The 19455-nt window shown below is 65.2% G+C and carries 14 protein-coding genes, 1 tRNA gene and 1 pseudogene; 7 read left to right on the plus strand and 9 right to left on the minus strand.

What is annotated here, in order from left to right:
• Positions 1-26: 26 nt before the first annotated feature.
• Positions 27-1274 (minus strand): metallophosphoesterase family protein, encoded by a 1248-nt coding sequence (locus HQ394_RS03665; RefSeq protein ID WP_190262070.1) that lies wholly within the window; start codon positions 1272-1274, stop codon positions 27-29.
• Between the two features lie 1784 nt (positions 1275-3058).
• Complete coding sequence (locus HQ394_RS03675) at positions 3059-3979, minus strand: pirin family protein (RefSeq protein WP_190263108.1); 921 nt, start codon at positions 3977-3979, stop codon at positions 3059-3061.
• A 194-nt stretch (positions 3980-4173) separates the two neighbouring features.
• Between HQ394_RS03675 and HQ394_RS03680 the strand changes: the two genes are divergently transcribed.
• The 4 genes and pseudogenes from HQ394_RS03680 (at position 4174) to HQ394_RS03690 (ending at position 7688) form a co-directional block, all read left to right on the plus strand.
• Positions 4174-4629, plus strand: a complete 456-nt coding sequence (locus HQ394_RS03680) for a GNAT family N-acetyltransferase (protein WP_190262072.1) — start codon at positions 4174-4176, stop codon at positions 4627-4629.
• A gap of 66 nt (positions 4630-4695) precedes the next feature.
• Entirely contained in the window at positions 4696-5412 is a 717-nt protein-coding gene (cobO, locus tag HQ394_RS03685; protein WP_190262073.1) for a cob(I)yrinic acid a,c-diamide adenosyltransferase, read from the plus strand.
• Between the two features lie 314 nt (positions 5413-5726).
• Positions 5727-6068: pseudogene (locus tag HQ394_RS19470) on the plus strand (lipid-binding SYLF domain-containing protein); the annotation flags it as partial.
• Between the two features lie 90 nt (positions 6069-6158).
• Positions 6159-7688, plus strand: coding sequence for a cobyric acid synthase (locus tag HQ394_RS03690; protein ID WP_223292021.1), 1530 nt, complete (start codon positions 6159-6161; stop codon positions 7686-7688).
• A 164-nt stretch (positions 7689-7852) separates the two neighbouring features.
• On the opposite strand, the gene HQ394_RS03695 is transcribed toward HQ394_RS03690, so the two are convergent.
• Positions 7853-8650, minus strand: coding sequence for an outer membrane protein (locus tag HQ394_RS03695; protein ID WP_190262075.1), 798 nt, complete (start codon positions 8648-8650; stop codon positions 7853-7855).
• Positions 8651-8931: 281 nt separating this feature from the next.
• Between HQ394_RS03695 and HQ394_RS03700 the strand changes: the two genes are divergently transcribed.
• Positions 8932-9417, plus strand: coding sequence for a cyclic nucleotide-binding domain-containing protein (locus tag HQ394_RS03700; RefSeq protein ID WP_190262076.1), 486 nt, complete (start codon positions 8932-8934; stop codon positions 9415-9417).
• 27 nt (positions 9418-9444) lie between these two features.
• Here the strand turns inward: HQ394_RS03700 and HQ394_RS03705 are convergent, their stop codons facing one another.
• Positions 9445-10230: a metallophosphoesterase family protein gene (locus tag HQ394_RS03705; RefSeq protein WP_190262077.1), complete on the minus strand. Its 786-nt coding sequence runs from the start codon at positions 10228-10230 to the stop codon at positions 9445-9447.
• 410 nt (positions 10231-10640) lie between these two features.
• On the opposite strand from HQ394_RS03705, the gene HQ394_RS03710 reads away from it, so the two are divergent.
• On the plus strand, positions 10641-11294 hold the full coding sequence (locus HQ394_RS03710; protein ID WP_190262078.1) for an FABP family protein: 654 nt from the start codon (positions 10641-10643) through the stop codon (positions 11292-11294).
• 126 nt (positions 11295-11420) lie between these two features.
• Here HQ394_RS03710 and HQ394_RS03715 read toward each other — a convergent pair.
• The 5 genes from HQ394_RS03715 to HQ394_RS03735 form a co-directional block, all read right to left on the minus strand.
• Positions 11421-11497 (minus strand) — tRNA-Ile (locus HQ394_RS03715).
• Positions 11498-11576: 79 nt separating this feature from the next.
• Positions 11577-12989, minus strand: coding sequence for an alpha/beta fold hydrolase (locus HQ394_RS03720; RefSeq protein ID WP_190262079.1), 1413 nt, complete (start codon positions 12987-12989; stop codon positions 11577-11579).
• A 22-nt stretch (positions 12990-13011) separates the two neighbouring features.
• Positions 13012-15165 carry an RNA polymerase sigma factor RpoD gene (rpoD, locus tag HQ394_RS03725; protein WP_190262080.1) on the minus strand — a complete coding sequence of 718 codons (2154 nt, stop codon included), beginning with the start codon at positions 15163-15165 and terminating at the stop codon, positions 13012-13014.
• Positions 15166-15657: 492 nt separating this feature from the next.
• On the minus strand, positions 15658-17565 hold the full coding sequence (dnaG, locus tag HQ394_RS03730) for a DNA primase (protein ID WP_456151482.1): 1908 nt from the start codon (positions 17563-17565) through the stop codon (positions 15658-15660).
• Entirely contained in the window at positions 17507-17959 is a 453-nt protein-coding gene (locus tag HQ394_RS03735; protein WP_223291824.1) for a GatB/YqeY domain-containing protein, read from the minus strand. Before HQ394_RS03735 ends, dnaG begins: the two co-directional genes overlap by 59 nt.
• A gap of 323 nt (positions 17960-18282) precedes the next feature.
• Between HQ394_RS03735 and carA the strand changes: the two genes are divergently transcribed.
• Positions 18283-19455 (plus strand): glutamine-hydrolyzing carbamoyl-phosphate synthase small subunit, encoded by a 1173-nt coding sequence (gene carA, locus HQ394_RS03740; protein ID WP_223292022.1) that lies wholly within the window; start codon positions 18283-18285, stop codon positions 19453-19455.

A 19455-nucleotide genomic window follows, 5' to 3' on the forward strand; every position in this document is an offset into this window, starting at 1 on the left:
CCACCCGCGGGACAGCCGGCCGGGCGCTAATCGCCAGTGGCGATCCGCGCCAGCAACGCCGGCGCCACCCGGCGGATCAACGGCTCGATTTCGCCCTGGCGGATCGGCTCCAGTTCCGGCAGCGCCTGCAACAACTCGTGTGGCGCCTTGGCGATGAAGTCCTGCAGCACCGCGGTGATCTCCTGCCGCAGATCCGCATCCTCGGGTGCCGCATCGAGAAACGCCTGCAGGTCGGCGAGCGCATCGCCGCGACCCGCAAGCGCCGCGGCCGGTGGCGAGGTTTCGATGACGACGCGCTCCACCCACAGCTGCTCGCTCACCAAGCCGGCGGCACGCGCGGCAATCTCGGCGCGCAACTGCCTTTCGAGGCCGAAGAGCGCCCCATGCGCCGCCGTTTGCCCGAAAAGGCTGATCCGCACCGGCAACGGCCGCTCGTCACCCTCCGCGTCGCGCAACCGCGCCAGCGCCGTCCCCACCGCATCGACCACCGCGTCGAACGACGCCCTGTCGCTCACGTCCACCCGCAGATGATTCCAACGCACCACATCGATCAGCCGCTCGATACCGATCCGCCCCGCCTCGCCGCTAACGAGGACGGCGCCGCGCGGGCCGCACTCGCGGACGTGCCGTCCCTGCAGATTGCCGGGATAAACCACCCATGGATCCTCGCTCAGCACCGCGTATTCGTGCACGTGGCCGAGCGCCCAATAGTCGTAGCCGTGGGCACACAGTTCGGCGAGGCTGCACGGGGCGTAGGTCGCATGCGCCGCATTGCCTTCGAGGGCGGTATGGAGAAGGCCAATGTTAACCCATCCCGGCAGCGGCGCGGGATAACCCGGTACCAGGTTCTCGGTCGTCACCGCCTCCTTGAAGCTGCGCCCGTGCACGGCAACGCGCAACCCTTCGAGGCGAACCGTTTCCGCCGCCCGGGTGGAGAACACCCGGACGTTTTCCGGCAGCGGCAACCGCTTGCTGATCTCGCTTTCGGCGTCGTGATTCCCATAAGCGACCAATACCGGAATGCCGGCGCGATTGAGCCGGCCCATTTCCCGGCAGAAGAACAGCCCGGTGTTGTAGTCGCGCCAGTCGCCGTCGTAGAGATCGCCGGCAAGAACGAGAAAATCGATCGATTGACTCAGCGCCGCATCGACCAGCCGGCTGAAGGCGAGGCGGGTCGCCGTCCGCAGCGTCGCCACCGGCGCCCCCTCATGGGCGCTCAGCCCACGCAGCGGACTGTCGAGGTGGATGTCAGCGGCATGGATGAAACGAAACATTACGGACGTACACCCCGATCTGCGTCCTCGGCATCGCAACGCAGGTGAGCGGTAGCGGTGAGCTTCCGCTTAATCGTCGTCGCCCAGCCCCTCCTGGTAGACGTCGGCCGAGACCGACGCAATCATCGTCATGATCGGTATCGACGCCAGATCCCGCCCGGCGAGCAGTTCACGCGCGACCACCGTGAATTCCTCCCAGCCGGTGCCGGAACCGGCCTGGCGTAACACCAGCGCCGACCAAGCGAAGATTTCCGCCCAATAGCGACGGCGNNCTCGCGGCAGGTAATTGTGCAGCACAATATCGGTCGGTTCGCCTGTCGGCGGCGGATCAGCGGTCAGCAAGGCATCGATCGCCCCGTTCGCCTCAAACCAGCTGTCGATGAACGGATAGGATTCCGACCAGCGGGCGCTACGCTTGATCAGCCGGCTGACGCCGCGGGCATCGAGATCACTCGCATCGATCTGTTCGCACAAGGAGGCGATCAGTGGCTCCAGCTCCCGATACTGCGGGTTGAGATCGCTGACGCCAACGGTTTCCGCCACGTCTAGCAGGCCGAAGGGCGGCAGCGCCTTGGTGCTGCCGGTCACGGCGAGAAAGTGGCGGATTGTTGCCGCCAGATGGTCATGCGAAACCGGATACAGATCGATATTGTCCGCCGCCTCGTCGAGGAAAGCGGTGACATCGGCGCGCGACAGCTTCTTCAGAGTGAACGCGTCGCGGACACCCGCATCGTGCTTGACCAGCAGCGAGGCGACGGCAAATTTCCGCCCTTCCTTGGTGACCACGAACAAACTCTGCGCCGCGGAGCCATCGAGACCGGAGGCGATCACCGCATCCAGTTTCGCCGATGGCCAGGGCACGCAGACGATCTCCCGCTGGCGGCAGAGCTTGATCGCCCGGTCGAGCGGCGCACGATCAGCTTCCGGCAGCCAGTTGCGCACCGCGATCATCCGCCGCAGCATGGTGCCGTTGACGCGCCCGCTCTTGGCCGCCTGTTCAAGCCCGCTGGCCGTCGTCGTCCGCACCACGGCATCCGCGTCGAGCAACCAGCCGAGGGCGGCCTCACGCACCACCTCTTCGTTGGTGTCGAGCATCGACAGCGCCATTGCCGCGCGATGCTCCGACGGGAAGACGCCCGCCTGATCGGCAAGATGGCTGTGCAGGGCGAAGGGGTCCCCTTCCGCCAGCGCCGCCACCTCCGCCCAGTGATCGGCAATACTGCTCCCTTCGCCGGCATGCTCCGGATCGTGCGACGCCTCTTCCGTGGCGAGCAGCATCAACTGGCGCAGTTCGTCGCCGATCTCCAGTTTCGCCTGCTTGAACTGGCCGAGCAGAATCATCAGCAGGCCGGGATCGAAGGGCTGCTCCGCTGCCAGCTGCAGGATGTGACGCCGGACATCGTCAGCCAACTTCGTGCCGATCGCCAAGTTGCGATCAACCCGATAGCGGATGAATTCAAGGCCATAGGTTAGCATCCAGGCGTATGCCGTGAGAAGCTTCTCGCTCGGCCGCTTCTTGCGGCCCTCGTGGACAAGCAGGTCGACGAGCGGCAGGATCGCTTCCGGATGCTGGTCGAGGAAATCGACAACCGGGCGCCCCTCGTTCTCCAGGCGCCCGGCAGCCACGTCCTTTGCTGCCTGCTTGCAGAGCCGGGTGAAAAGGGCGTTGTCGGCCATGGCGCCTCGACGGGTTCGACAGGTCGTTCTCCTATTGACCGCAGCGCGACCGCACGTCAACAAGCGATCATCTGCCGGCCTTAAACACCGAAGCGATCCGGGTGTCGCTAGGTGTCATCGGGCAGCGGAATGAACTCGTGTTCGCCCGGAACCGCCGCAAATCGCTGCGCCTTCCAGTCGGCCTTTGCCTGTTCGAGCCGCTCACGCGAGCTGGAGACAAAGTTCCACCAGATGTAACGCGGTCCATCCATCGGCGCCCCGCCGATCAACATCAGGTGCGATTCGCCGCCAGCGGCAAGCGTAACAGCCTGTCCGGGGACGAGCACATAGAGAACGCCCGGATCGAGGCTGTGGCCGTCGAGGCTGACAGCGCCCTCGACCACGTAGACCGCCCGCTCCTCATGCTCCGGCGAAACCGCGAGGCGAGCGCCGGCGGCCAGCATGATATCGGCGTAAAGGGTGGGCGAAAGCACCGGGGTCGGTGCCGTCATTCCATCGAAACGGCCGGCGATTAGCCGACCGTGCCAGCCCTCGCCGGCCAGCCGGGGTAGCGACTCGACGGCGTGATGCGAAAAAGCCGGCGCCATCTCCTCTGCCGCCTGCGGTAGTGCCACCCAGGCCTGGATCCCGAACAGCCGGCCACCTGTGTGGCGGAGGGTGGGGTCGGTGCGTTCCGAATGAACGATGCCGCGACCCGCCGTCATCCAGTTGACCGCGCCGGCGGTAATCGTCTGCCGGCTGCCAACGCTGTCGCGATGGACGATCTCGCCGGCAAAGAGATAGGTGACGGTGGCTAGGCCGATGTGGGGGTGGGGACGGACGTCGAGACCGCGGCCGGCGGCAAAGGTGGCGGGTCCCATGCGATCGAAAAAGATGAACGGCCCCACCATCCGCCGCCGCACCGACGGCAGAATCCGCTGCACCTCGAAGCCGCCGATGTCGCGCCCGCGCGGCACGATCATCGTCTCGATCACCGGCGATGCCACGCCCGTGTGGCAGTCCGGATCTTCACCGGTCGACCCACTCATTGCCTCAGACACCTCTCCGGTACCGGTCGTTGCCGCACGACCGCTTGCCGTCAACTCCTCTCCCCTCATATCGCTGCGCGGCGACGCGCTTGCCAGCGCTTTCCAGACAGCGCGCCGGCGTGCAACGATGCACCTTTCGCCGACGACACGCGGCTCGATACGACGCAACGTGCGCATGGGGAGGAACGGCGACGATGCCGAACACACGGATTGCCTGCCGCGATTGTCGCGTCGAGGACGAAGCCGATTGGCGGCGGCTGTGGGCAGGCTACAACCGCTTCTATAACACCACGATTCCCGAACTGGTCACCGACACCACATGGCTGCGTATCCTCGATCCGCAGGCGCCGGTGCTGAGCCGGATCGCCGAGCGGGCGGGTTCGGTGATTGGCTTCAGTGTCTCGGTGCTGCATGCCGGCACCTGGACGATCGATCCCATCTGTTACCTTGAGGATCTGTTCGTCGACGCCGAGGTACGTGGCCAAGGCGCCGGCCGGGCGCTGATCGAGGACCTGATCACCGTCGCGCGCAGCCGGGGCTGGGGTCGCCTCTACTGGCACACCCTCGCCGCNAACGTCGCAGCCCGGCGCCTCTACGATCGCTTTACCCCGGCAGATGAGTTCGTCCGCTACCGGCTGTTCCTGCGCTGATGCGCCCGACCGGCAGCGATCGGTGGTCGCCATCCGCCTCTCGACGCAATATCTATGACAGGACCAATGGCAGACTGGCTGGCTGGCCGCTGCCGGCATCTGCATCTGAAAGGGACGAAGCCCGTGAGCAGCGACCCGACCTCCGCATCATCCGCGCAAGAACCCGCCCTTGAGCTTGACGAGGAACATGTCCGCCGTCACGCCGAGAAGATGGCTAAGAAACAGGCGGCGCGGGCGAAGATTCTCGCCACCAAGACCGAGGAGCGGGGTCTGATCATCGTCCACACCGGCAAGGGCAAGGGCAAGACTACGGCCGCTATGGGTCTGGCCATGCGCGCCATCGGCCATGGCCAGAAGGTCGGCATCGTCCAGTTCGTCAAGGGCGTCTGGGAAACCGGCGAGCGCGACGTTCTCGCCCGCTTCCCCCGACCTCTGNNCGTCATCAAGGCAATGGGCGAAGGCTTCACTTGGGATACAAAGGACCTGCGCCGCGACATCGCCGCCGCGCGCAAGGCGTGGGAAACGGCGCAGGCGATGATCGCCGATTCGTCGTTTCGCCTCGTCATTCTGGACGAGGTCAATATCGTGCTGCGCTACGACTACCTGCCGCTGGATGAGGTTGTCGCCACGCTACAGGCAAAGCGGCCGGATGTGCACGTGGTCCTGACCGGCCGTAACGCCAAGCCGGAGTTGATAGAAATCGCCGACCTGGTGACCGAAATGACCGAAGTCAAGCATCCCTTCCGGGCGGGAGTGAAAGCACAACAGGGGATCGAGTTTTGAGGCTTGCCATCGCCGCGATGGGATGATTGCCTTTGACTGAAGGTGGTAAGGAGCCTGCGATGCGTCGACTGTTCTTCACTATTCTGCCATTTTTGATTCTGCTGCTCGCCGCCTGCCAGACGGCGCCGCCGCGCGACGTCCAGGCGCAGGCGCTGGTCGATCAATCGAAGATCACCATCGAGTTCTTCAAGAGCCGCAACAAGGATTCCACCGCCTTCTTCCTCTCGACGTTGAAGGACGCCCGCGGGGTGATGATCTTCCCCAGCGTCTTCCAGGCTGGTGCCGGTCTCGGCGCCACCGGCGGCAAAGGGGTGATGGTAGTCCGCAAGCCCGATGGAAACTGGGGCTACCCCGCGTTCTATGACTTCGGCGGTGCGACCCTCGGCCTGCAGTTGGGCGCCCAGTCGACCGAATTGGTGCTGGTGATGATGACCGACCGCGCCGTCGATGCGGTGATCTCGTCGCCGGGACAGATCGGCCTCGATACCCAGGCCACCTTCGGCCAGCTCAGCTCCGGCGACGTCTCCAGCACCACCTTCAAGGGTGCCAACATCGTCGGCTTTACTAAAGGGTCCGGCCTCTACGCCGGGGCGTCGCTGTCGGGGGCGACAGTATCGGCGAAGCGCGACTGGAACGAAGCCTTCTATGGCCAGGACGTAACCCCCGCGAAATCCTCGTGGATGGCCGGGTCAGCAACCGCGGTGCCGATCCGCTGCGGGAGGCCCTTGCCGTCCGCTGAGGCGCCGATGCTCCAGTCCAAGCGCCCGCCCCGCCCCACCCGTGCGCTGATGCTGCAGGGGACCGGCTCGGATGTCGGCAAGTCGCTGATCACCGCCGGTCTCTGCCGCGCCTTCGCCCGTCGCGGCCTCCGCGTGCGCCCGTTCAAGCCGCAGAACATGTCCAACAACGCCGCCGTAACCAGTGACGGCGGCGAGATCGGCCGCGCCCAGGCGCTGCAGGCGCGTGCCTGTGGCGTGGCGCCGACGGTGCACATGAACCCGGTGCTGCTGAAGCCGCAATCGGACATCGGTGCGCAGGTGATCGTCCAGGGTAGCATCGTCGGTAATGCCCGGGCGCGCGACTTCCAGGAACTCAAACCGCAGCTGCTCGCCGCGGTGCTGGAAAGCTTCCGCATCGTCGCCGCTGAAGCCGATCTGGTGCTGATCGAAGGCGCCGGCAGCCCGGCCGAGGTCAATCTGCGCGCCGGCGACATCGCCAACATGGGCTTCGCCGAGGCTGCCGACGTTCCCGTCGTCCTTGTCGCCGATATCGATCGCGGCGGCGTCATCGCCAGTCTCGTCGGCACCTGGGAACTGCTCACCGCGGGCGAGCGGGCGCGGCTGCGCGGCTACCTCATCAACAAGTTCCGCGGCGACGTCAGCCTGTTCGACGATGGCCTCGCCATCATCGGCGCCCGCACCGGCCTGCCCGCCTTCGGCGTCGTACCCTGGTTCGCCGACGCGCTGCGTCTGCCGGCGGAGGACGCCGTCGCCCTTGAGCACCGGCGCNNGACGCAGTGGCGCGCAACCGGCAGGGCAGCGGCGCCGATCAAGGTGGCGGTGCCGCGGCTGCCGCGCATTGCCAACTTCGACGATTTCGACCCACTCCTGGCCGAATCCGACGTGGACCTGGTCTTCGTTGGCAGCGGCGAACCGCTGCCGGCCGATGCGGCACTCGTCATCCTCCCCGGCTCGAAGGCAACCATCGCCGATCTGGCTGCGTTCCGCGCCGAGGGCTGGGACATCGACCTCGCCGCGCATCTGCGCCGCGGCGGCCACGTCATCGGGTTATGCGGCGGCTATCAGATGCTGGGCGAACGCATCGCCGATCCGGACGGCATCGAAGGACCGCCCGCCACCGTCGCCGGCCTCGGCCTCTTGCCCGTCGCGACGGTGATGGGTGGCGCCAAGACGCTAACCGAAACCTCCGGCATCGAGACCACCACCGGTGCGGCGGTCCGCGGCTACGAGATGCACGTAGGCGTCACCACCGCCGCGGCGACGGCGCAACCCATGCTCCGCCTCGACAATGACGGCCGCTTCGACGGCGCCGTCGCCGCCTCTGGCCGGGTGATGGGCTGCTACCTGCACGGCCTGTTCGCCTCCGACGCCTTCCGCACTGCCCTGCTCGCCTGGCTGCGGCCAGATCGCACCGCCTCGCCCATCGCCTACGAGGCCGAAGTGGACGCGACCCTCGACCGCCTCGCCGACCACCTCGCCCGCTACCTCGACCTCGACGCCCTGCTGGCCGCGGCGGGTGTTGTTGCCATTGGCTAATGCCACCGCTAACGCTTGCGATCACGTGCTGAACAGCGTCGGCGCGGTCCCTCCCTTACCCGCTCACCCACACCAGCAACGCCGCAAAGACAGCAGGACTGGCGCCGCGCGTCGACACCGGATCGTTCGTCGCTTTCGAGAGCAATAGGCGGCGGAGACCGTGGTCAGAAGTGCCAGCCGAGCCCGATTCGGAACATCTGCTCCTCTGGCTGAGCGGTGATCTTGTAGGTGTCGGTGCCACCCACGCTGTCTTGCATCGGTGCCGATTTGTCGTCGAATTCCTGATACAGCGTATAGGTATAATCCAGGCGAACGAAGATATTGGGTGTGACGGCGAATTCACCGCCGGCACCGACGCGCACCCCATTGAGGAACTCGCGGTTGGTGAGCGACTGACTTGTATCAGTGCCCCCGTTTACCCGGGCCCTGTTGGTGATCTTATAGCTGGTGCCCTGCCAGCCGGCGCGCAGATACAACAGCCCATTCGGTAAAATCTCGTAGCCGGCGCGGGCGGCTACGCCGACCGAGATGCCGGACTCAAGCTCAGTCGTTTCCGAGGTGCTCCTGGTGCCGACCCGACGTTCGCCGGTGTCCGGGTCGGTATAGTCGAAGCTGTTGTAACGGTCGTCCTGGTTCTTGCTGCTGGCGCTCGATGCACCGAACTCCACTTCCCCTCCCAGGTAGAGTTTGCCGAAGGTCATGCCATATCCGCCAAAGCCGCCGCCGGTAACCCCGAAGCCCGACTGGTCGATCCTGTCGTTTCTTTCGTAGCGGAAGTACCCGTCGTTAAAATTCTGCAAGTAAGAGTCGGAAAACTTGGAATCAGACGTCAGGCTGCTAGCGCCGATCTGCAGCCCGACGTAGCCACCATCGAACACCGACTGCGCATGGGCGGGCTTTGCCGTCATCGCAATTCCGCAGACAGTCACCACTGCTAGCGGTAAATAACCCATTTTGGTCATTATTGGCACCCCTCGTTACGAGAACAGAGACAATATGACCTTATTGGGTAATATATATCACCCGCAACTGTGCCGTGGCAGACAATTTATACCCATTTAGGAACGTTGCTTCTATGCCACATAAAATGGTCGTTCATGCTTCTACTGAGGTGGGTGAATCACGAAGTTCAACGCCGGACTGGCTCGGTGCACGGGCGGAATTGGTGACGCGTCGCTTGACGAGCGCTAGTGCCCGGCGCTTAGCTTGCGCGGTGACGTTCGGCGGCACGGGAGCTGCAGTAATGCAATTGATCCTCGACCTCTGCCAGGGACTGCCGGAAGAGAGCTTCGCCGCCGGCGAGGTGCTGATCCCCGAGGGTGGCGCCACCGGTCGGCTGTTCATCCTCATCGAAGGCGAGATCGAGATCCGCAAGGGCGAGTTGCCGCTGCACGTGACCGCCGAGCCGGGAGCAGTGTTCGGCGAGATCTCGGCCCTGCTCGACATCCCCCATACAGCGACGGTTAAGACGCTGACGCCGGCACGGCTGCATGTGGTCGGCGACGCTGGCACCTTTCTGCGCACCCATCAGGAGCTGGCCTACGGGCTCAGCAAGCTGATGGCGCAGCGGCTGCACGGCATGACCAGCTACCTCGCCGACCTGCAGCGGCAGTTCGCCGATCACGGTTCGCACCTCGGCATGGTGCATAAGGTGCTGTCGTCGCTGATGCAGAATCACGACGACCCCTTCGAGCCCGGCTCCGACCGCTACCCCGACCCCACCATCTGAACCGATGATCTGAGGGTCAGCCGCCGCTCAAACCGCCTCGGGGCTGAGCCAGTCCGGCAGCCGCGTCAGCTCCGCCACCGGCCGAACCAGCGGCTGATCGAGCCGCAGCGTCTCGGCGCCGGCAAGCGAGAACCACAGCGCCTCGCCGCGGTCGGGATCGAAGACGATGTGCGCCGGCGTCGGGCCGATCTGCCGGCCGGCATTGAACACCCAAGTGACGCCGATCCGGTCTACCCACGAGCCGTTCTTGCAGAAAGGCGATTGGTGGATGTGCCCGGTGACGACGATGTCGGGCCGGTGCGCCTCGATCCAGGCGACGAGGTCCGTATCGCCGGCGAAGCGCTCGCCGGTCCAGCTGGTGGGCGAGTCGCTCGGCGGAGCGTGGTAGATCCACACCCAGCGTGCCTTGTCCCGCGCGGCGTCGCGCGCCAGCTGACTGTCCACCGCGGCGCGCGAACGGGGACCATCCCACCAGGGGCAAACGGTAAACAGCGTCTGATCGATTAGCAGGGAATCGCCGTCGGTCGCCACCCCCGCCTGGCGCGCCCGCTGCAGCCAGCGGGCGACCTTCTCGCCCTCGGCGTTGCGACTGTCGAGATCATGGTTGCCCGAGGAGACGATCAGCCGTGTCCGGCCCTGCAGCAGTTTCAGGTATTCGAGAATGACGATGGTCTGGGCGCGGCCGTCCACGTGGCCGGAAATATCCAGATGATCGCCGGCGATGATCACCAGGTCGAAATACCGGGCCACTTGGGCGGTCCAGTCGTACTGCTTCAGCGCGTAATGGAGGTCCGAGACGAGAAGGCACTGCATCCTGATCCCCGGAACGTGGATTGGGTTAGCCGCCGACTGTAGTGCACCAGGGGGCGTGGCGCGACGAGGAAGCGGCGGGAACAGGATTGTGGGACGCCGTGCAGGACAAATCTGGGGATTGGGTTTTGCCGAGCCCCCTTCCAGGCCGTCGTCCGCAGCGACCAAAGCCTCCGCCACGGTTCTTGCGACGCAAGATGTCGCGACTTAAGCTGCAGTCCATTGTGCGTGCAGATGTGGGGGCTTCCCATGCACAGATTTGCTACGTTGTCAGCAGCCGCACTCCTGTCGGCAGTATCCGCGACGACCCAGAATCATTGACCAGTAGTGCCGTACAAGCGGCTTGTCGGCGCGCGGTGGCCCACCTTGTACGAATAAAATGCCGAACTTAGATGCCGGCGAGAAAGGAACCCATGCCGAATATCCCCGATGATATTTTTACCGAACCCGATGCCTCGCCGGATACACTGGCCAATCTGGGTCCGCTCCGCCGCTTGGCCGGCGTATGGGAGTCCGATCAGGGGGTAGACATCAATCCCAAAGCGGACGGCCCCGAGGAGCGCAAGTTCCGCGAACATATCCGGATGGAGCCGATCGATCCGCAGGCCAACGGCCCCCAACTCCTCTATGGGCTGCGCTACCACATCCATATCAACACGCCGGAGGAGGCCAGCACCTTCCACGATCAGGTCGGCTATTGGCTGTGGGAACCGGCCACCGGGCTGATCATGCAAACCATCGCCATCCCACGCGGTCAGGTGGTGCTGGCGGGCGGAACGGCAGGGCCGGATGACAAATGCATTTCGGTGGAGGCACGGCGCGGCGATATNACCCGCTTCGGAATCTGCTCGACCACGTTCCTAGAGGAGGCGTTTCGCACCGACTATTACCGGATCGACATCACCTTCAATGATGACGGCAGCTGGAGTTATGTAACGCGGACGGATCTGGCGATCCGCGGCGAGACGCCGCCGTTCGACCACCGTGACACCAATACGTTGCGGCGAATTGCACCGCCGACGCCGAACCCGCTCCTCGGTCTGCTGAACGACAGCAACCCGGGCTGAGACCAAGCGCGCAGCCGATCGCTGATGAAGACTGGGGACCAAGCGCCGCGTCCGGAGCAAGACCGGCGCAACCCCCGCTGTGCAGAATGATCGGCAGTCTGACCTTGCTAATGTCCATCCCGGTGATGGTGGGCCCGGCAGGACTCGAACCTGCAACCAGACCGTTATGAGCGGCCGGCTCTAACCAATTGAGCTACAGGCCCGTCGACGACGGGAACGCATCGGGGACGGGAACGATTATACCCACTGGCGCCGCCGCGCCAGCGCTACGTCGCCGGATGCTCATCGTTTGAGGCGGCGCAGGATCTCCATCAGCCGATTGACCGCGACGCCGCCGCGCAGCAGCGCCACCGAGGTGGTAAAATGACCGGCGGGAAAGCGGAAGACGTTGGTTTCCGGCACCCNCCACACCGCCACCAGGTTCTCGCCACCCTCGGCCAGGGTCACGTCGTCCGTTTCGCCGAGGACGACAACGATCCGGTCGGGATCGATCGCTGGTGCCGCCATTGGCTCCATCAACGGCTGCCAGCGAAGAATCTCGTCCTGCTGCCAGCCGCCGCGGAGAATCGCCTCCGGCACGCCGACGGCGCGGGTCAGGCTGCCCTCGAAGGTAACCTTGGCCATCGACAGCGATGGTGCGATCAGGAACAGGGCATCCGGGCGCATCTCCTGCGGCCAGTCGGCGGCCACCGACGCCACGAGTTGTGCTGTTAGCGCCCCCAGGCTAACGCCGGCAAGTACCACCGGCCCGCCACGGGTCGCGCGCGCCCAGGCAATCAGCGTTCCCAGCTCAAGTACCGCAGCGTGGAGAAAGTCGATCATCCCCCNCGGTCCACGTGCCAGCACCGGCTCGCCACCATAGGTCCCTTCCAGTCGGCGGCGGCCGTGCCAGGGTGCCTCCGGGCGGATCACCCGCACGCCTGCATCAACGAAGTTTGCCAGCTTGACCCGACCATCGCGCCAGTATTCGGGCTCCATGCCAATGCCGTGGCAAAAGATCAGCGACGGCATCGCCTCGGCGCGGCCCCAGGCACCAGCGCCGAGCGGCTGGGTGATGCGCGCGGTGGCTAAGCTGCCGGGTGGACCGCCCACGTCGGCGACCGGTGACGGAAAGCGCACCCACCCCTCGATGCCGCAGGGGCCGAGGAAACCGCGCGATGCCACCACCTGGTCGAGCGCCGTCGTCGGCGGGAAGGCGCAGGCGGAATCCAGGCGGTGGGCATGGCGGCGCGCTACCGCCGCCGGCGGTTCCACTTCCCAGGCCACCGCCGGGAAGGCATCGATGCAATGAATGGGGATGAAGGCCGATCGCAGGTTCATCAACGCGTGTGCGGCGCTGATCCGATCCTCCTCCAGGCCGCGATCGGCGGGACCCGAGCCGAAGAATCCCTCCTCCCACCTGGCGTCGGCCTGCACCAGCGCCTCGCGCCGCTCACCCACCCGCTGCAAGGCACGCGGCAGCAGCAACTCGCCGAACTTGCGCAGTGGCATCGCCTGCAGAAATGCCTCTGCATCGCCATCGACGGCGAGCGCGGTCGCCCAGGCCCGCGACAGGGGGAAGAACCAGCGGGTGATCAGCCGGAGCGCGGCTCCGTCAAGCCAGGGCCGGTAAAGAAAGGCATCACCGGCGCCCCTGAGCAGCCGCTCCACCGGCAGTTCGATCCGCCGGCGGATCGAGATGTCGTCGTCGAACATCTCCTCATGCGCGGTCGCAGGCTCAATAATCGAGGAAGCTCCGCAGCTTGCGAGACCGGCTGGGATGCTTCAGCTTGCGCAGCGCTTTCGCTTCGATCTGGCGGATCCGCTCGCGGGTGACGGAGAACTGCTGCCCCACCTCTTCGAGCGTGTGGTCGGTGTTCATGCCGATGCCGAAGCGCATGCGCAGCACCCGCTCCTCGCGCGGCGTCAAACTGGCGAGCACCCGGGTCGTGGTTTCCCGCAGGTTCGCCTGGATTGCCGAGTCGAGCGGCTGAACGGCGTTCTTGTCCTCGATGAAGTCGCCAAGATGGCTGTCCTCCTCGTCGCCGATCGGTGTTTCGAGACTGATCGGTTCCTTGGCGATCTTCAGGACCTTGCGAACTTTTTCCAGCGGCATCGACAGCTTTTCCGCCAGCTCTTCCGGCGTCGGCTCGCGGCCGATCTCGTGCAGCATCTGCCGGCTGGTTCGCACCAGTTTGTTGATCGTCTCGATCATGTGCACCGGGATACGGATGGTGCGCGCCTGATCGGCAATCGAGCGGGTGATCGCTTGGCGGATCCACCAAGTGGCGTAGGTGGAGAACTTGTAGCCGCGGCGGTACTCGAACTTATCCACCGCCTTCATCAGGCCGATGTTGCCTTCCTGAATCAGATCAAGAAATTGCAGGCCGCGGTTGGTGTATTTCTTGGCAATCGAAATGACGAGGCGCAAGTTGGCCTCGATCATCTCCTTTTTCGCCTTGTTGGACTCCCGCTCGCCCTTTTGTACCGTGGAGACGATACGGCGGAATTCCAAGATCGGCAGGTCGGCGTCATGGGCGATGGTGGCGATCTCGCGGCGGATGTGCGCCACTTCATCGCCATGGCGGCGGGCAAGTTCCGGCCACGCCTTGCCGGGAAGCGACGAAACCCGCGCCAGCCAGTCCGGCCCCAGTTCATGGCCGCGATAGTGATCGATAAAGTCCTCGCGCTTGACACGACAGTCCAGCGCCAGTCGCAACAGCCGGCCCTCGAGCGCCTGCAGCTTCCGATTGAGTTCGTAGAGCTGATCAACCAGTTCCTCGATGCGCAGGCCGTTCAGGTGGATGTCCTGCATCGCCGAGATCAGCTCGCGGCGCATCTTGCTGTAGCGCTTTTCATGCAACGGCTTGGCGTCTTCGCCGCGACGCAGTCCGTCGATCCGCTGCATCTGCAGGCGGTGCATCTTCTTGTAGGTGGCGGCGATGATCTCGAAGGTTTCGAGCACCTTGGGCTTGAGCGTCGCTTCCATTGCGGCGAGCGAGATGCTCTGCTCCTCACTTTCGCCCTCTTCCTCTTCCTCCTCGGCGATGCGGCGCAGCGTCTCATCGACTTCCTCGTCGAGAGCGTCCTGCACCTCGTCGCTGTCCGCTTGCGCCGCCGCCGGCGAACTCACCAGCGTCACCGGTGCGACGATGGCACACGGCGTCGTCGGCAGCACCGCTGCTCCGTTGACCTCACCCGACGTCGCTGGCAACCCCGGAATCGGCTCACCGAGTGCGACCATCGGCACGCCCGGAACACCGTCTGGCAGGCCGCCCGGGAGGCCAAGGCCCTGCGCCTTCTCGCCGTTGCCGTCAACCGGCTCGATCGCCGCCCCGTCGTAGGTCGCTTCCAGGTCAATAACTTCGCGCAGCAGCATCCGGCCGTCGAGCAGCGCGTCGCGCCAACGGACGATGGCGCTGATGGTCAGCGGACTTTCACAGATGCCGCCAATCATCATCTCGCGACCGGCTTCGATCCGCTTGGCGATGGCGATTTCACCTTCGCGCGACAGCAACTCCACGTTGCCCATCTCACGCAGGTACATGCGAACCGGGTCGTCGGTCCGCCCCATCTCGGCTTCGTCAACGTTGCCCGCCGGTGTCTCGACCTCGACGATCTCGGCCACCGCAGCGGTTTCTTCGTTTTCCTCCACGTCGATGACGCTGATGCCGATCTCGGAAAGCATGGACATGGTGTCCTCGATCTGCTCCGAGGTCACCTGTTCCGGCGGCAGGGCGCTGTTCAACTCATCGTAGGTAACATACCCACGTTCCTTGCCCCGGGCGATCATGCGCTTGATGTTGACACCAAGCGAATCAAGGAGGGGCGTGTCCGTATTTTGTGGTTTTGTTTCCGCCACGTCCGCCGCTGCTGTCGGTTTTGTCGACATCCAAGCCTCGCTAGTGGATGGCCTTAAGCAACAGGCACACCCGACGCGGCTGCGCCCGCCGCTCGTCCGCAAACGAAGTGTGCCAGAGAGACTCGATAGCTGACGTGAGACCGTTGCCTGAAATCGGCCGTGCTCCCCTCGATCTCACTGTGCCAACAACCTCGCCGTGTCCGCGCCGTGGTGTGCTGCCAAAGCGCCTAAACACCGTAATCCCCACTCCAGAATCCTGACGGTTCTAACAAGTGTAAGGACCGAAACTGCTGTGTCACGGCTGCCTTGATGATCCGATTCGTTTGTTGCCTTAAGGGCAAACCGGGTGGCTGGCATAACGCCTCCATCGACCGGCGAGCGCACGAATTGTCCGGAATCACCCCGGTGAGAGCTGAGGTGGCATGCAGCAGCTTTGCCGTCAAGGGCATAGATACATCTTCGTAACAATTCGCGGCCACACCGTGTCGACAGAACACACGCCTGATGGTGGCCAATGCGGCCTCATTCGGAGGTCTCGGCCGCGTCGCGCAGCGCCAGGCGCTTCCGCGCCAGCCGGCGGGCCACCTCCTCGTCACTCACCGCCGTCTCCGACGGCGCCGACGGACCGTCCGCATTCAACCGGCGCAGCAGGTCGATGTTTTCCCGCCAAGTGGCGCACACATCATCCAGCGCCGCCTGACTGGCAATCAGCCGATGCGCTCGCACCAGCGGATCGTCCAGAACGGCGGTAAGCGCGTCGCCCAAACCAGCGGCCAACAACCACTCGCCGAGATCGTCCGCCGGCTGACCGCTGCCCAACGGCTGCTGCATGCCCGATAGTTGCTGGATGAGGGCCTGGCGCAGCAGATCGTGCTCCGGATCGGCAAACCCCAGGGCACCGATCTCATCCTCCACCCGATCGAACGCCGGATGGCGGCAGAGGATGGCGAGCAGCGTCCGCTCAGCATCGTGACGCGCCGAGCGGCGCGGCCGTTCTTCTTCGCCTTGCAGCGTCACCGGCGGCGGCGGAGCAACACCCCGCGTCGTCGTGCCTGCGTTTTTGCCACAAACCGCGGCCGCAGTGCGTCGCGGAAGCTGGCGATNGAACTGGGTGCGAACGGTGGCGTCGGCGATGGTCAAGGCACGAGCGCGCAGCCGGTCGGCGGCGGCAGCACGGGCCTCGGCCGAGGCCGGCAACCGGCCCTGCGTCTCCAGCCAGATCAGCATCTGCGACAGCGTCACCGCTTCGGCCAACGTCCGGGCGAGAAACTGGCGCGGATAGCGACGGACCAACTGGTCGGGATCGTCGCCGGTCTCGGCGGCTGGAAAGGCAAACCGCAGGCCAAGGCCGGGGCGCAGCAGCGGCAGGGCGCGCTCGCAGGCACGCGCCGCCGCCCGTCGCCCGGCGGCATCGGGGTCGAAGCAGAGGATCGGCTCAGGCACCAGCCGCCATAGTTCCTGCAGTTGCTCCTCGGTCAGGGCGGTGCCGAGCGGCGCCACCGTTTCCTCGTAGCCGGCGAGCGCCAAGCCGATCACGTCCATGTAGCCCTCGACAACAATCAGCCGGCCGGTGCGCCGCGCCGCCGCTTCCGCCGCCGCCGGCAGGCCGTAGAGCAGGCGGCCCTTGTGAAACAGCGGCGTCTCCGGCGAATTGAGGTATTTGGGCTCGCCGGCGCCGAGGATGCGGCCGCCGAAGCCGACGATACGTCCGCGCCGGTCATTGATCGGGAACATTACCCGGCCGCGGAAGCGGTCGAAGCAGCCGCCGTCGCCCTCGTCCGGCTGGATCAGCAGCCCCGCCTCGAGCAGTAGCGCCTCGGCAATGCCCTCGCGTGCCAGTGCCGCCCGCAGCGACGACCGGCCAGGCAAGGCAAAGCCGAGACGGAAACGGGCGATGGCGCCATCGTCGAGACCGCGCTTGCGCAGATAGGCCAGTGCCGGCTTGCCCTCCGGCATCCGCAAGCTCTGCTGATAGTGTGACGCTGCGCGATCCATGACGTCAAACAGCGACTGCCGCCGCCTTGCGCGCTCACCATCCGCCGGCTCCGATCGCGGCAGGAGGATTCCGGCCTGCTGTGCCAGCCGCTCCACCGCCTCGGGAAAGCCCACCCCTTCGCTTTGCATGACGAAGTCGAAGATCGTGCCATGCGCGCCGCAGCCGAAGCAGTGGTAGAATCCCTTCTGCTCGTTGATGGTGAACGATGGCGTTTTCTCCTGGTGGAATGGGCAGCAGGCGACGAACTCCCGGCCGCGACGGATCAGCCGCACCTGCCGGCCGATGACCTCGGCAAGGCCGACGCGATTGCGGATCTCATCGAGAAGATCGTCAGCGAAGCTCACCTGCCAGTCCCTCGCGACGCCAGGACGCGCCTCAGCCGAGCCGCGCGCGCACCAGCGCACCCGCCCGGGCGAGATCGATACAACCGGCATGCCGCTCCTTCAGCAGCGCCATGACCCGGCCCATGTCCTTGATCGATACTGCCCCCACTTCGCTGACAATCGCCTCAACCGCCGCCGCCGTCTGCTGTTCGTCGAGGGGCTGGGGAAGGAACTCCTGGATGATGCCGATTTCCGCCCGCTCGTCGTCTGCCAGATCCTGACGGCCACCTTGCTCGTAGAGTTTGATGCTTTCCTCTCGCTGCCTGACCATTGATTGCAGCAGCGCCAATACCTGCTGATCGGACAGGCCCTCGGAATTACCCTTGCCGCGTTCGGCAATGTCACGGTCCTTCAGTGCGGCCAAGATGAGCCGCATGGTGGAAACCGCCCGCGTATCCCGGGCGCGCATTGCTGCCTTCAGTGCCTCGTCAAACTGTCGCCTCACTCGCCATCTCCTTGCCACCCAAGATCCGTTGACACCCTCCCGGTTCAATCTTACGTGAGCCGCTATCGGCATGCCATGGCGATGGCCAGCGGCATGCCGCGCAGCGATAGACCGGTCGCTCTGCCGCATCGGTGGAACCGGATGGACGAGCCGCCGGGGTTGACGCGTCTGCCGCTATCGCATACATCCAGCGGGGTGTCGCGTGNGAACGCAGGCAACAGTGTTGCTCGGTGTTCCGGTTGCCGACCCCGGTTGTGACCGGAGACCCCTTTCGAATGACATCCGACGATCTTGCGTCCTCAACCCCGCCATTCGCATACGACATGGGTGGCAGGAACCAGCCGGCGCGTGCGAACGCTGCCCTCGTCCTTGAAGACGGTGCCGTTTTCTGGGGACGCGGCGCCGGAGCGAACGGTGTTGCCGTGGGCGAGGTTTGTTTCAATACGGCGATGACCGGTTACCAGGAAATCCTGACCGACCCGTCCTACGCCGGACAGATTATCACCTTCACCTTCCCCCACATCGGCAACGTGGGCGTCAATGCCGAGGATATCGAGACGCTCACGCCAGCGGCGCGAGGCTGCATCCTGCGCAATGTGATCACCGATCCGTCCAACTGGCGCTCGGCAAACCACTTGGATGCATGGCTAAAATCGCACAATCTGGTGGGCTTGACCGACGTCGACACGCGGCGGCTGACCCGGCGCATCCGTGACGGCGGCGCACCGCGTGGGGCGATGATCTACCTGCCCGATGAACGGATCGACCTGGACGTATTGGCATTCATCGCCTCGCACTGGCCGGACCTCGAAGGCACGGACCTGGCCAAGGACGTCATGTGTCAGCAGTCTTACGCCTGGGACGAGGCCCCCTGGAACTGGGGACGCGGCTATGGGCGACAGCAGGACTCCCGCTACCACGTTGTCGCCCTCGACTATGGCGCCAAGCGCAATATCCTGCGCTGCCTTGCCGGCGCCGGCTGCCGGGTAACCGTGGTTCCTGGCACCGCATCAGCGGTCGACGTGCTGCGCCACCGGCCCGACGGTGTCTTCCTGTCCAACGGTCCGGGTGACCCGGCTNNGCCANNCCGGCGCTACGCGGTGCCGACCATTCTCGGCTTGCTGGAGGCGGGACTGCCCATGTTCGGCATCTGCCTCGGCCACCAGATGCTCGCCCTGGCGCTGGGTGCCAAAACCTACAAGCTGCATATGGGACATCGGGGCGCCAACCATCCGGTGAAGGACCTGGAAACGGGTCAGGTGGAAATCACCAGCCAGAACCATGGCTTCGCCGTCGCCCGTGACAGCCTGCCGGATGGCGTCATCGAAACCCACGTCTCCTTGTTCGATCACACCAACGAGGGCCTGCGCGTCGATGGTCTGCCGGTCTTTTCCGTCCAGTATCATCCGGAGGCCTCGCCGGGACCGCAGGACAGCCATTACCTGTTCCATCGCTTCGTTGAATCGATGCGACGGGTCGCCGCCTGTGCCGTCTGA

Origin of the sequence: Defluviicoccus vanus, from assembly GCF_014672695.1 — a bacterium.
GTDB classification, from domain to species: Bacteria; Pseudomonadota; Alphaproteobacteria; order Rhodospirillales; family Defluviicoccaceae; genus Defluviicoccus; species Defluviicoccus vanus.